Source organism: Amphritea atlantica (assembly GCF_018860855.1).
GTDB classification, from domain to species: Bacteria; Pseudomonadota; Gammaproteobacteria; order Pseudomonadales; family Balneatricaceae; genus Amphritea; species Amphritea atlantica_A.
The window spans coordinates 191,629-204,181 of the sequence record NZ_JAHKQE010000019.1 but is presented as its reverse complement, the minus strand read 5'-3'; the positions used below and the strand labels follow the sequence as shown (position 1 = coordinate 204,181).

Sequence of the window (12,553 nt, the reverse complement as noted above, 5' to 3'; positions counted from 1 at the left end):
CTTAGATGGATTATGAGGCTACTCGTCATTACATGTTAAGTCGTCCCGAGGCTTGGGAGGATTTCCCTTTTTATCCCCATATCGCGGTCATGAAAGTTCGTCATAAGATGTTCGCCACGCTGTCGATGGATGGCGATATCGCGCGCATGAATCTTAAGTGTGATCCGGCTGAAGCGCAGATGTTAAGAGATATCTTTAGTGCTGTTTTGCCGGGTTACCATATGAATAAACGTCATTGGAATACGGTGTTGCTCGATGGCAGCATTCCTGCCGGTGAGTTGCAGCGCATGATCGACCGTTCCTATGGTTTAGTGGTTAAGGGGCTGCCTCGGAAAGATCGTCTGCCGTTAGAGTTGCAGTATGGTGCTGAACGGTTGTACCGCTAAAGTTTGATACCCCGTCTATCTGATTGAAAAACCAAGTGTGTTCGATGATTCATCGAGGGATTTGTGCTCAATCGATGTGCTTTATTGGACTCATTGAAAAGCAATACTTACTTTCCGCTAATAGATTCATATACTGGTGAAAAATTATATCCACAATGGAGTTTGTTATGACCCGCTTTCAGTCAGGTGTTGTTGCTGAGGCCAACACAGACGCTCAATTTATTACCCTTAATATGGTTCGATCAGCCGATGCCGTGATGCATTTACGCGAGGTCTTGGCACAGATTCCGGCGACTGAATCTCAGTTTAGGCAGCAGTATCCAGAGGCGGATTTTCATATCACCGTTGCCATTGGTAGTGAGTATTGGGATCAATTAAGTCCGGCGCAGCGGCCAGCTGAACTTGCTGCGTTTCCGGTATTCAGTCACGGGAATGTCAATGCTCCCCACACACCGGTTGACCTGTTACTGCATATTCGTTCTGAACGACATGATCTTAACTATGAAGCCAGTGTCATGTTAACCCGTCGTTTGGGCGGTGATGCAACACTGGTCGAAGAGATGCATGGTTTTCGTTATTTTGAGATGCGTGATATGACTGGCTTCGTCGATGGAACGGAAAACCCAGAAGGTGATGACCGAGTTCAAGTCGCAGTGGTGGGAGATGAAGATCCTGACTTCGCCGGTGGTAGTTATATTCACTTGCAGCGTTATGAACATAATCTTGAGGCTTGGAATAAGATCAGTGTTAAGCAGCAAGAAGATATTTTCGGTCGGACGAAAGAAGACAATATTGAGTATGAAAGTGCCGATAAAGCGGCTTTCGCACATACTAAACGGACCTCTTTGAAAGACGCTGAAGGTAACTCTATTGAGATCTTACGTCATAGCATGCCCTATGGTGATCTAACCCGCAGAGGGTTGATGTTTATTGCTTATGGTCGCTCGGCTGAGCCTTATACAAAAATGCTCGAAAGTATGGTGATGGGAGATGAAGCGGGTCATCATGATCATTTGCTAGATTATACTCAGGCGTTGACTGGTCAGGCTTTCTTTGCTCCTTCAGTGGCATGGTTGGAAAGACTGGCTTGAGTCCCTATATTTAAAAAGGTCAGATTTAAAAGTGTCATAAGTTTGTCAAATATTCTGGATAGACTACACTTATCGGATAGCGATATCCTAGACGATCTGGAGCTTAAATCGGTAGTTTAGTCGTTGTAGTTCACGTAGATGAACACAGTGATTAGGCTGTAAAAGTAAAGTGCAAAATAAGAGACGGAGCCAACTATGCAAAAAGAGGCGATACAAAAAACAATTGCAGTACTCGGTGTTGATGGCGAAAACTTTGAAGTGGATGGGCATTTTGAAGGTGATGAACGAAAGGCGCGTTGGTATACAGTAAAGAAGCTTAGTGATGGTCAGGTTTTTGTCGATCATCTGGCGACCTTTCCAAGTCATGATGAGATTCGGAAAATGGCATCCTGAGGTTGATACTGTTTTACTACCGAAGGGTTAATTAAGCGAATAGATAAACATAAAAAAAACCGGGCTTGGCCCGGTTTTTTATTAGATGTTCAGTTACTGCACGGTTTCATTGTCGCTGAAGCTGCCTTCAAACAAGACAGTGGATAAGTAACGCTCGCCAGAGTCTGGCAAAATAACCACGATCATTTTATCTTCATTACCTGGTTGCTCGGATACCTTGATGGCGGCGCTTAGGGCTGCACCGCAAGAGATACCGGCCAGAATACCCTCTTTCAGCATGAGTTGACGTGCTGTTTCGATAGCGTCTTCGTTGCTAACCTGCTCAACCTGATCAATGAGTGAAAGATCAAGGTTTTTAGGTACGAAGCCCGCGCCGATACCCTGAATTTTATGGGGTGCAGGCTTGAGTTCTTCGCCGTTAATCGCTTGAGTAATAATGGGCGATGCGGTGGGTTCGACTGCCACACTGGTAATCGCTTTGCCCTGCTGCTGTTTAATATAGCGGGAGATTCCGGTAATGGTTCCGCCTGTGCCAACGCCAGCGACTAGAATATCGACCTGACCGTCAGTATCATTCCAGATCTCAGGGCCGGTGGTCTGTTCATGGATCTGTGGATTAGCTGGGTTTTCAAACTGTTGCAACATCAGGTGTTGAGCTGGGTTGCTGCTGACAATTTCCTGAGCTTTATCGATAGCACCTTTCATCCCCTTAGCCGGTTCAGTCAGTACAATATCGGCCCCCAGTGCTTTCATCAATTTACGTCTTTCAATGCTCATGGAAGAGGGCATGGTCAGCGTTAGTTGATATCCACGAGACGCAGCAACAAAAGCCAAAGCGATGCCGGTATTGCCGGAGGTTGGCTCGACCAGTGTCATACCTGGTTTGAGCGAACCATTTTTCTCGGCTGCCCAGATCATGTTGGCACCAATGCGGCATTTAATTGAGCCGGCAGGATTACGGCTTTCCACTTTTGCGTAGATTTTTTTACCTGGAGCTAAACGGTTTAGGTGGACCAGTGGGGTTTCACCGATCGTCAGGGAATTATCTTCAAAGATTTTCATATGGGTACCAGTAACGACTAAAAACCGGCCGCTAAAGCGTTTGTAAGTAGACGCCTGCCGACCGTACTTAAAAGAGGAAACTAAGCTATTTAAACTTATTCCTTTAAGATATAAAAAAATGATTTTCTATATCTAAACTGGCATTGATTTAAACGCAATAACTTACTTATATCAAGTAGAACAATACATGGATGTTAAGCCTATTGAATCGAGCTATTGATCGATAGTGGTTTTATTTTATCAGTGGATGAATTGTTTGGTTGGCGGCCTATAAGCAGGTGAAACGAATAGTGTTGAGCGATAAAGCCTTAAGTTTTATCGGTTTAAATATTAGCGAATTCTGATATGGTGTCGTTTTATCTTTTATCGCTGAAGGTATTTAGATGCGTTTGTTGATGACACTGATTGCCCCACTACTTGGCTGGATTGCTTTCCGCCTGTTTCATCTCTCATTTATGAAGGGCTCCCGTGCTAAGCACCAGCTCGTAATGAAGCTGTTTCGCTATGCTGCCGATTATGGCAGTGTGCGTGCTCTATCGGTGTATGGTCACCTGTTATTTTTTCGAGGCGAGGGGATGACGAATCGGATACAGGGGCTGATCTATCTTGAACGGGCTGCTGATAAAGGTGATAGCAAAGCGGCCTATCAGTTAGGAAAGGTGTTTGAAGAGGGTTATTCGACCTATCCGGCCGATCCTGTCAAAGCGGTGAAATATTATCGTCAGGCGGCTGAGAGTGGCCATATACTGGCGATTAAACGGATGGTAGATATCTGCACTAACGGTGAGCTTGAACAGGCTCAGTCAGGCGCTGACGCAGCGAGTTGGTTAGCGAAATTAGAGGCCGAAAATGTTTAAGTATCTCGTTTAGGCTTGATCTATTGGTTGGCTTATCCGACGGTTAGCCGGATAAGCCGCAGGCTTTGATGATGAATCAGGGTTTCTTTAGTTCGGTTTTGAATATGAGAGATGTCTGCCCATCAGCTGGGACGTCGATCTGCCAACGTAGTTGGCTAGCGTTGACTCGGTTATAGGGTTGGTTGCTGTCGGTGACTTTCCAGTTGTTATGGAAGTTGGCGGTGATCTCAATCTGTTTAGCCTGATCACTACTGTTGCTGAGTTCCAGTTGGTAGCCCGTCAGGAAGCTATCGTAGGTTTTTTCAAACAGTGTTTGCTGTTGTTTAATCGTTAGATCGAATGCTTTACCGATCGGCAGATTAACATCCTGCCCTTGGCTGCTATTGCGTATGCTGGCACTACCAATAAAGTGTCGGATGCCATCATTATCTGGGCTGAAGACTCTGGCCGTACCGGCGGGCAGTGGGAAGCCTAGCCCCTCTTTTTTTGTATTACTAAAGCTGATCTGTATCTCCGGTTTCTGTGCGTAAGTTTGGCGATCCATTGAAGGTGATACTTGAAACTGATAATGGTAACTTTTTGTCGCACTCACCTTGTCGGCACTGATCAAACTGACCTGTTTGGTTTGGCCGTTCAATAAACTGGCCCGTTGTGGCAGGGTGTATAGTTGATAATCTTGAAAGGCTTGAGGTGCGCCATTATCCGCCATGGATTCAGCCATCAGCGCCATGGTTTTTTGACGTATCATCGGAGCCTGAGTCTGATTGACTTGACCGGCCATCAACAATACCTTGGCATCGCGAAAATCGACCCCGGTATGGTTGTTGAGGGTGGCGAGACCATCGAGTTCAAGCTGGTCGCCAGCACTATTAAGTACCAAGGCATAATCCATTTGCCAACTGAGCCCTTGTGTCAGGTAGGTCAGCACGGCATCACTCGCTTTACTGGTGCCAGCCGAACGGATTTCTAAGCTAGGGCTAGCCTGCATTCCTTCAGGCAGTGCGGGGAAGATAAAACGCCAGCCTTGCTGATTAACCGGTAACGTTTCGATATGGCCATCTTTTTCGATCAGCGCTTGGTTACCGTCAGATCTGAGTAAGCGTGCTTCAGTGATTGTCTCGCTGCCAGTCACACTGTTAAAACGTGCTAGTTGAATGATCTTGCCGCTATAGGCATTAAGCAGTGCGGGCACAGAGATCAGATTATTATTGAGGTTTTGTTCTAGGATCTTACCCGCATTTTCGACCTGCAGGGTTTGGCTCATAATCTGATGGCTAACATCTTGAATGTAGAGGGTCTGGCCCGGATTAATACGCGGTAGTGCACGAACATCTCTGACCAGTCCAAGGTTTTGATTATACAGGGTGATGGATAGATCCTGCTGTTTCTCTGCATCGACAGCCAAGGGGGCGGCATAAATGTGCGTGCTCGCAGTGACTGTCGCTAGGCCCAACGTGGCGATTAATCCTAGGGGGGCGAGTGTTAGGGGTTTAAACATTAATTTATTCCTCAGCGATTTTGTCGGATAGGTCGAGTGCTATACGGAATCCCCAGCTGTTTTTGCTGCTGTCCGGCAGATAGCGATAGCGACTCGATGAACGGATGACTCTACCGATATCGAACCAAGAGCCGCCGCGCATCACCCGAAAATCACAATCGCCATCGATCATAGCCGAGCCATCATTCGGTGCGCCAAAATAGGAGTCTTGATAGCAGTCCTCAACCCATTCATCGACATTACCGTTCATATCATGAATGCCCCATGAATTAGGCGGAAAGGATGCAACCGGTGCGGTTTTTTTGCCGTCCCACTCGGTACCACATTCACCGCAGACGGCCCGTTGGGGTTCGAGTTGATCGCCCCACCAGTAATTCGTGTCGGTACCGGCACGGGCGGCATACTCCCATTCAGCCTCTGTTGGTAGACGATAGGGTTGTCCCGTTAGTAGCGCTAACCATTGCACATAGGCTTTGGCATCTTTCCAACTGACATTAATGACAGGGCGATTGCCACGGCCCCAGCCCTCATCATCGGGTAGGGGGCGGCCCATTGAGCGAGCATAGTAATCATAGTCGTTAAAGGTGACTTCATTACGTGATAGCGCAAAACGGTGACTGATGGTGACCTGATGTGCGGGTAGTTCGTTATCATCGCCGACGAGTTTTTGATCCCCCATGGTAAAAAGACCACGGGGCATAATGATCATTTGCGGACCTTTAAAGCCATCATCGAGCTGATCGGTAAAAACGGTTAACTTATCCGGGTCGGCAAATTTCGCATTGAGGAGGTCTTTGTGCAGCGTGTTAACTTCATCTATTTTATGGTTCAGTTCTGACTGCAGCGCGTCGGTTTCAAGTGTGCGTTGCTCACGTTCTAGTCGCAGTGTTGTTTGCAGGTCGGCGATATCGGTTTGAACTTTTTGTAGCGCTGCTTGGGTCTGACTCAGAGCCAGTTCAACCTCGTTGGTGTTTTGGAGACCGATAGCGAAGGCAATACTAAAACCCAGCAAAAAGCCAAAACCAAAGATCAGTGCTGATTTTATCCAACGAGTCATGGGTAGGCGCCACCGACGGCCTTGGCCGTCTTCGGGTGCAAGCAGAGGTTCTGGAATCTCTTCGTCAGCTTGTGGGCTTGGTTTATCCTCCGCATCGAACATTTGCTTGAGTAGCGTACAGGCTTGATGAGGACGTTCTTCAGGATCGGTAGCGAAGCCGGATTGAAGTAACGCCCATTGTTCAGCATTGAGAGACGCCGGCTTTTTTAGCTCTTTACGCACTCGAGTGGATTCATCATCTGTTACCAAAAAGGGGGCTTTACCACTGAGCAGTTGATAGGCAATACAAGCAAAAGAGTAAATATCGGCTTGCATCGTTACGGGTGCAGGATGAAATGACTCGGGCGCCTGATAGGCTAAATGCGAAGACGGCGTATTGCTCATTTCGCCGGTGGTTCTCATGGCTTCATCAAAGGCAAAGTTGGCCAGTTTTACCCCGCCTTGTTTGTTGATATAGATTGATTCCGGACAGATGGCTTTGTGTGCCTGTCCAGCTCCGGCGTGGGCATTATCAGTGGCCGTTGCTAGTTGCTGTAACAGGCCTTTCTTTTGATTGTCTTTGAGCTTGCTGATTTGGCCACTATTGATCAGCTTATCCAGCGTTAGGCCATCCATCAGTTCCATGGCAAAAAACAGCAGCACCCCTTTATGCCGAAACATGCCGTAATATTCTGCTAAATGAGGGTGTTTGAACTTTTTGCTGAGAACGATATGTTTTTGTGCCGAATCAATAAATCCTTGGTATTTGAGCAGCGAGGGCTCAAATATCTGTAGCGTCACAGGTACCTGTCGGCTCGTCGATAGGTCTTCTGCATACCAGAGCTGGCCAAACCGGTTAGGTTGTAACAGGCTTGTGAGTTTGAACTGATGATGATCCGGGCCAATAATTTGATCCGGTTTGAGTCCGTCGTAAATCGGTTCTTGTGAAGTCGTCATCGCATACACCCGTAATCGAGAATCCTTGCGGTTTTATTCGATAATAGAGTATGACTAACAAAGAGTTAAGCATCATAGCGATTTAATCTCCGGTATCGGGTCGGACACCGGAGATATTGCTGGCTGAGCAGCCCTGATGGGGCGGAATAATCGCTTACTCAGTGATCAGCGGAGGGAAGCTTTTAATTAATTCATCGACCGCTTTCATCTGGGCGAGATAGGGTTCTAGCTTGTCTAATGGTAGTGCGCAGGGCCCATCACATTTTGCTTTAGTTGGATCGGGGTGAGCTTCGAGAAAGAGTCCCGCAATGCCTTGAGCCAGACCCGCTCTTGATAGTTGAGCGACCAGCGCACGACGGCCATCGGCTGAATCACTTCGTCCGCCGGGCATCTGTAGTGCGTGGGTAGCATCAAACATAATGGGATAACCCATCTCTTTCATAATGGAGAAGCCGAGCATATCAACCACAAGGTTGTTGTAACCAAAACTGCTCCCGCGTTCACACAGTATCAGATTACTGTTACCCGCTTCTTCGCACTTGTTGAGAATATGGCGCATCTCTTGTGGGGCGAGGAACTGGGCCTTTTTGATATTAATCACCGCGCCGGTTTCTGCCATGGCTTGGACTAGGTCGGTTTGACGGGAGAGAAAAGCGGGTAGTTGAATAATATCGCAGACTTCGGCTACGGGGGCGGCCTGATAGGGTTCGTGAACATCGGTGATCAGTGGGACGTTAAAGGTCTCTTTGATCTCTTGCAGAATTTTCAAGCCTTCATCTAAGCCTGGTCCGCGAAAAGAGGTCAGCGATGAGCGGTTAGCTTTGTCGAAAGAGGCTTTAAACACATAAGGGATGTTGAGTCGGTTAGTGACTTCAACATAATGCTCTGCGATCTGCATTGCTAGGTCTCTTGATTCCAGCACATTCATGCCGCCAAACAGCACCATTGGCATCTCGTTTGAGATTGAAATATTCCCGGCTTTAACCACTTTCTGTTGCATATTTACAAATCCTGTCAGTTTTTTATACGGGGTTGATTATACGTTAATCTTTTCAGATGTAGGGTATATTTATAGGCTGTTGGTTTAAAAAAAAACTGCCACGGGAGGTCGGTATGTCTGACACACCACAGGTCGATGATGAGGCGTTGACGTTATTGGACTGTTTACTTGAATCGAGTCAGACCCTGCAGTTAGCAACATCGGGCGAGTCTGGACCTGAAGCTAGCTATGCGCCTTTTGTTTTTTCGCAGGGTGCGCTGTATATCTACATAAGTCAGTTGGCCGGTCATACGGCGAATGTGATTCGCTCGTCAGCGGTTGGGGTTATGTTGATTGAAGATGAAGCAACTAGTCGAAATCAGTTTGCCAGAAACCGAATAACGTTACAGTGTACTGCTGAAGTGGTCGACGCTGATTCGTCTGAGTATGAGGCAAGGATGACGTTATACCGACAAAAACATGGGGCTACCGTTGATCTGTTGCGCAGCTTACCTGACTTTATGCTATTTCGTTTAACACCCCTGCAAGGGCGACTAGTCATCGGCTTTGGTCGGGCTTTCACACTCCAGATGCCCGGTTTTCATCTGCAGCCTATTACGGCTAAGTAGTGCGAAAGAGTGTGGTAGCCTAAATGGGTAACTGTGCAGCGTTATGCTACTTTCAGTTACGGATTACTTATCCGCCTTCCATCATGTAAATAACGACGGTTTTGACCAAAAAAGCCGCCAGCCCAAGGCCTAATGCGAAGAACAGTACGATGGTGCCAAACTTGCCGGCATTCGATTTTTTGGCGAGATCATAGATGATAAAAAATATGTAAGCGGCAAAGACCGTGATGCCGACGTTGAGAGATATTGCTTCAATTTCTGCCAAGCGCACGTTGTAATCCTTCTGATGAATGGAAACGGACCTCGATTTTACCGATTGAGGCAGGACCTGTGCAATTATATTCGTAGAAAAAATCCCCAATTTTACCGGATATCTTAGGTATAAGCTTATGGGGTGTTGGGTAGACTAAAGATAAAAGGGATAAAGATATAAATGCTAGAGCGTATTTAACTGTAGCGTTGGTTCAAGTTAGGGCCCACGCTGACAGTTTGTCGGCGTGGGTTTCTTAAACTTATTCGAGCCGCTACCGCTTACTTTTCTTTTTTGTATAAAGCATAGGTTGTAAACAGGGTGATAATAATCGCCGCCGGTCCAACGACCATCAGCGCTTCAGCCATCGTAATGCCAAACAGCAACTCGGGTGTCCAGCCGCATAGTTCCCAAGGCTCAAAAACGGCAGGAAACCATTTGTCCAGTGCGAACCAATCCGGCAGGCCAGATCCCATGCTGCAGCTACCTTCAGTTAAATGGCGCTCAATCGCAAACGTTAGCCAAGAGCGTTCTGTCAGTCCTATTGCGGCAATAACCGTTAGCAGGCTAATGAAGAGGCTGATAGGGCGGCTTTTATGGCCTAGCAGCCCTAGTATGCCTAGTAGAATAAAGGCCATCACCCATATACGGATATGAATACAGAGCACGCAGGGGCCATAATTTAGGCCATATTGATAATAGAGCGCTACCGCTTCCATGATGACACCGGCAACAATCATCGCTAGCCAATACCATTGGCTGCGCACAAAATAGCAGAGGGCGTTGAACATTGAACAATCCTGTTGTTAAACGATTAATGGTGAGTCGTGGCTGATCTGATTCCTGAAAACTAAAGAAGTTCAGCTAGTGCTTTAATCTTACCGCTAGGTCAGACTGAATCAATAGCACCAGTTGAGATCGCCGGTATAAATAAGTGTTTGTCGCCCGTTGGTTTTATCAGGAATGCCGCGGCTATTTACTCCTGAAAATGAATCTGACTATTAAAGGCGATAACGACGCGATCTTTCTGTCCAAAATAGGGCATAGCGGCATGTTTCAAGTAGGAGGGGAATATTACCACCTGACCTTCAACCGCTGAGAAATCCCAGCTTCCAGTGCCGTTCAGGTAAGAGGTGCCGGCATCAAGATACTGATCTGCCCCATGGCGTGGATCATAAAAGCGGTTGATACCATTGCGGCTATGGATGTCGCACTCGCCGGCATCAATATAGTAGATGCCACACCAAGAGCAGTTAGGGTGTGCATGGGTGTCGTGATAACCACCGTTTTCAGTAATATGAAACCAAGATTCGACAATATCTGCCCTAGCTTGGGCGCCTTCCGGCCAAAACGGTTCGTTAACGGCGCTGGCAACCGTCACCAACATCGCTTCAATAAACTCGCGCAGTTCTGAAATAACCGGTTCTGGACGCTGTAATAGGTCCAAGGTGCTTTCATAGAGAGCGTGTTTGGCGGTGGGAGCAACATCGCTCTCGATCGCCTGATGCTGGCTATCCCGCAATGTATAGATAAGTTTTAGCAGGGGGTCTCTGATGTCACTGTGTAATGGATTTTGCACAGTGAACATCTGAGTTTCCCAGACACTGATATCTTCTATAAGGACGTCCGGTTGCTGCATAGTGAGAATCTTATTCCGTCGTGTTGAGAATGTTCATTAAAGCGTGGGCATGGTCTGCCGCTTCGTGGCCGAGAGGGGTGAGGTAGCCGCCATCAAACAGGGTGATGAGTTTTTTATCAAACAGGCGCTGAGTGGCATCAACCAGTGCTTGTGCAGCAACATCTTGATGTACCTTAAGTCCTTGATGATCACTGCTTTGACTAAAGCGAATGAGCATGTTGATCTCTTCCATAATCTCGTTAGTGTAAGGCATTATGTAAATCTCCGTGCTATTACATTTTTCCCACACATTGGCACAGGATAACGATGAGGTACAGAGGAAGCGCTAATTAATCTGATAGTTATTGATTTGGAGTGTTCTTTTGAGGAGAGATACGGCCTCTTTAGTGGCGGTAAGTTCTGTTGTAGTCGGGTTGTGCTGTATCGAACGAAAAGCCACGAGTCTCCCCTTCAGGCGGTTGTGTCTCACAAGGATCAAAACAACAACGCCCGGCGAAAAAACGGGGCAAGACTTGAGAGCGAAAGAAGGTATGAAGACGGCAGGTCGTCTGGGTGGATTGCCGTTGCGCAAAGAGCGCTCAACATTGTCTTCGTTCGCAAGCTCACTTCGTCTCGAACCACATCGGCGGTTATTCGCTGAACAGGGCTCACCCTTGCAGGGCCATTGCCGCTAGCGTCAATGTTGTCTCACTGCGTTCGACTCTCAACCACCCCTAATTCTCATAATCGCAGACATAAAAAAGCCCCGCTATTAACGAGGCTAGTTCATTCTTAATAAGATAGTGGTGGGTGGATGATACCCCTTCGTCGGGCCGTTGCGCAAAGAGCGCGCAACGTTGTCTGCGTTCGCAAGCTCGCTTCGGCTCGAACCACGTCGGCGGTGCTCATCCATCCCCCACTCACTAATTAGATCGTAAGCGACAGGCACAAAAAAGCCCCGCTATTAACGAGGCTTGATTGTTTAAATAACTGGTGGTGGGTGGATTATTCCCCTTCGGGCCGTTGCGCAAAGAGCACGCAACGTTATCTTCGTTCGCAAGCTCACTTCGACTCGAATCACGTCGGCGGTGCTCATCCATCCCCCACTCACTAATTAGATCGTAAGCGACAGGCACAAAAAAGCCCCGCTATTAACGAGGCTTGATTGTTTAAATAACTGGTGGTGGGTGGATTATTCCCCTTCGGGCCGTTGCACAAAGAGCGTGCAACGTTGTCTTCGTTCGCAAGCTCACTTCGGCTCGAACCACGTCGGCGGTGCTCATCCATCCCCCACTCACTAATTAGATCGTAAGCGACAGGCACAAAAAAGCCTCGCTATTAACGAGGCTTGATTGTTTAAATAACTGGTGGTGGGGGGTGGATTCGAACCACCGAAGCTCGCGCGTCAGATTTACAGTCTGATCCCTTTGGCCACTCGGGAACCCCACCACAGAGAGCGCGTATACTATTGATTTGCGGGGCTGCTGTAAAGCGAAAAGATGATTCTTTTTCAGATTAGCTAAGGTCTTTTCTGTCATTATTAGAATTAATCAACTTGCCGTTTTTAATTAAAATTTTTCTTATTTTTGGGCTATTTTCTACAATGCCGATGGCACGGGCTTTTGGCCTGTTTTTAGGGAGCGACTACACCCATAAAAGGCCAAAATCAAGAGTTGTAATTTTGTTGTTTATCACTATATTTAGTGGCTGTTATTTAGGTGCGCACTACATGTAGTGTGACAGTGGCCGTGTCAACACAAGCCTTTGACGCCGTGTTGGGTACATCGCTCAACTCGA

Annotated in this window: 13 protein-coding genes and 1 tRNA gene; 5 read left to right on the top strand and 9 right to left on the bottom strand. The window is 47.3% G+C overall.

The window, feature by feature from the left end; genetic code table 11:
• The first annotated feature begins 5 nt into the window (after positions 1 to 5).
• The 3 genes from KO512_RS08100 (at position 6) to KO512_RS08090 (ending at position 1,870) form a co-directional block, all read left to right on the top strand.
• Positions 6 to 386, top strand: a complete 381-nt coding sequence (locus tag KO512_RS08100; RefSeq protein ID WP_215951825.1) for an MmcQ/YjbR family DNA-binding protein — start codon at positions 6 to 8, stop codon at positions 384 to 386.
• Between the two features lie 167 nt (positions 387 to 553).
• Positions 554 to 1,477, top strand: coding sequence for a Dyp-type peroxidase (locus KO512_RS08095; RefSeq protein ID WP_215951824.1), 924 nt, complete (start codon positions 554 to 556; stop codon positions 1,475 to 1,477).
• Between the two features lie 195 nt (positions 1,478 to 1,672).
• Positions 1,673 to 1,870, top strand: coding sequence for a hypothetical protein (locus KO512_RS08090; RefSeq protein WP_215951823.1), 198 nt, complete (start codon positions 1,673 to 1,675; stop codon positions 1,868 to 1,870).
• 93 nt (positions 1,871 to 1,963) lie between these two features.
• On the opposite strand, the gene cysK is transcribed toward KO512_RS08090, so the two are convergent.
• Positions 1,964 to 2,932 (bottom strand): cysteine synthase A, encoded by a 969-nt coding sequence (cysK, locus tag KO512_RS08085; RefSeq protein ID WP_215951822.1) that lies wholly within the window; start codon positions 2,930 to 2,932, stop codon positions 1,964 to 1,966.
• A 383-nt stretch (positions 2,933 to 3,315) separates the two neighbouring features.
• On the opposite strand from cysK, the gene KO512_RS08080 reads away from it, so the two are divergent.
• Positions 3,316 to 3,789, top strand: a complete 474-nt coding sequence (locus KO512_RS08080; RefSeq protein WP_215951821.1) for a tetratricopeptide repeat protein — start codon at positions 3,316 to 3,318, stop codon at positions 3,787 to 3,789.
• Positions 3,790 to 3,865: 76 nt separating this feature from the next.
• Here the strand turns inward: KO512_RS08080 and KO512_RS08075 are convergent, their stop codons facing one another.
• The 3 genes from KO512_RS08075 to kdsA form a co-directional block, all read right to left on the bottom strand.
• Entirely contained in the window at positions 3,866 to 5,287 is a 1,422-nt protein-coding gene (locus KO512_RS08075) for a DUF4139 domain-containing protein (protein ID WP_215951820.1), read from the bottom strand.
• A 4-nt stretch (positions 5,288 to 5,291) separates the two neighbouring features.
• Positions 5,292 to 7,280 carry an SUMF1/EgtB/PvdO family nonheme iron enzyme gene (locus KO512_RS08070; protein WP_215951819.1) on the bottom strand — a complete coding sequence of 663 codons (1,989 nt, stop codon included), beginning with the start codon at positions 7,278 to 7,280 and terminating at the stop codon, positions 5,292 to 5,294.
• Positions 7,281 to 7,434: 154 nt separating this feature from the next.
• Complete coding sequence (gene kdsA, locus KO512_RS08065; protein WP_215951818.1) at positions 7,435 to 8,280, bottom strand: 3-deoxy-8-phosphooctulonate synthase; 846 nt, start codon at positions 8,278 to 8,280, stop codon at positions 7,435 to 7,437.
• 113 nt (positions 8,281 to 8,393) lie between these two features.
• Here kdsA and KO512_RS08060 point away from each other — a divergent pair, with 113 nt between their 5' ends.
• Entirely contained in the window at positions 8,394 to 8,888 is a 495-nt protein-coding gene (locus tag KO512_RS08060) for a HugZ family protein (protein ID WP_215951817.1), read from the top strand.
• 67 nt (positions 8,889 to 8,955) lie between these two features.
• Here the strand turns inward: KO512_RS08060 and KO512_RS08055 are convergent, their stop codons facing one another.
• From KO512_RS08055 to KO512_RS08035, 5 genes are all read right to left on the bottom strand, one after another.
• Positions 8,956 to 9,159 carry a DUF2788 domain-containing protein gene (locus KO512_RS08055; RefSeq protein WP_215951816.1) on the bottom strand — a complete coding sequence of 68 codons (204 nt, stop codon included), beginning with the start codon at positions 9,157 to 9,159 and terminating at the stop codon, positions 8,956 to 8,958.
• 260 nt (positions 9,160 to 9,419) lie between these two features.
• On the bottom strand, positions 9,420 to 9,929 hold the full coding sequence (locus KO512_RS08050) for a disulfide bond formation protein B (RefSeq protein ID WP_215951815.1): 510 nt from the start codon (positions 9,927 to 9,929) through the stop codon (positions 9,420 to 9,422).
• A gap of 185 nt (positions 9,930 to 10,114) precedes the next feature.
• A complete protein-coding gene (locus KO512_RS08045) occupies positions 10,115 to 10,726 on the bottom strand; it encodes a putative 2OG-Fe(II) oxygenase (RefSeq protein WP_252734909.1) in 612 nt (203 codons plus the stop codon).
• A 61-nt stretch (positions 10,727 to 10,787) separates the two neighbouring features.
• Positions 10,788 to 11,030 (bottom strand): TIGR02647 family protein, encoded by a 243-nt coding sequence (locus KO512_RS08040; RefSeq protein WP_215951813.1) that lies wholly within the window; start codon positions 11,028 to 11,030, stop codon positions 10,788 to 10,790.
• 1,091 nt (positions 11,031 to 12,121) lie between these two features.
• Positions 12,122 to 12,205 (bottom strand) — tRNA-Tyr (locus KO512_RS08035).
• Between the last annotated feature and the right edge of the window lie 348 nt (positions 12,206 to 12,553).

Bases quoted from the DNA above. Each gene is read 5' to 3' on its own strand.
- KO512_RS08100 (WP_215951825.1), top strand. From the start codon at position 6: ATGGATTATGAGGCTACTCGTCATTACATGTTAAGTCGTCCCGAGGCT.
- KO512_RS08080 (WP_215951821.1), top strand. From the start codon at position 3,316: ATGCGTTTGTTGATGACACTGATTGCCCCACTACTTGGCTGGATTGCT.
- kdsA (WP_215951818.1), bottom strand. From the start codon at position 8,280: ATGCAACAGAAAGTGGTTAAAGCCGGGAATATTTCAATCTCAAACGAG.
- KO512_RS08070 (WP_215951819.1), bottom strand. From the start codon at position 7,280: ATGACGACTTCACAAGAACCGATTTACGACGGACTCAAACCGGATCAA.
- KO512_RS08095 (WP_215951824.1), top strand. From the start codon at position 554: ATGACCCGCTTTCAGTCAGGTGTTGTTGCTGAGGCCAACACAGACGCT.
- KO512_RS08075 (WP_215951820.1), bottom strand. From the start codon at position 5,287: ATGTTTAAACCCCTAACACTCGCCCCCCTAGGATTAATCGCCACGTTG.
- cysK (WP_215951822.1), bottom strand. From the start codon at position 2,932: ATGAAAATCTTTGAAGATAATTCCCTGACGATCGGTGAAACCCCACTG.
- KO512_RS08060 (WP_215951817.1), top strand. From the start codon at position 8,394: ATGTCTGACACACCACAGGTCGATGATGAGGCGTTGACGTTATTGGAC.
- KO512_RS08090 (WP_215951823.1), top strand. From the start codon at position 1,673: ATGCAAAAAGAGGCGATACAAAAAACAATTGCAGTACTCGGTGTTGAT.
- KO512_RS08040 (WP_215951813.1), bottom strand. From the start codon at position 11,030: ATGCCTTACACTAACGAGATTATGGAAGAGATCAACATGCTCATTCGC.
- KO512_RS08045 (WP_252734909.1), bottom strand. From the start codon at position 10,726: ATGTTCACTGTGCAAAATCCATTACACAGTGACATCAGAGACCCCCTG.
- KO512_RS08050 (WP_215951815.1), bottom strand. From the start codon at position 9,929: ATGTTCAACGCCCTCTGCTATTTTGTGCGCAGCCAATGGTATTGGCTA.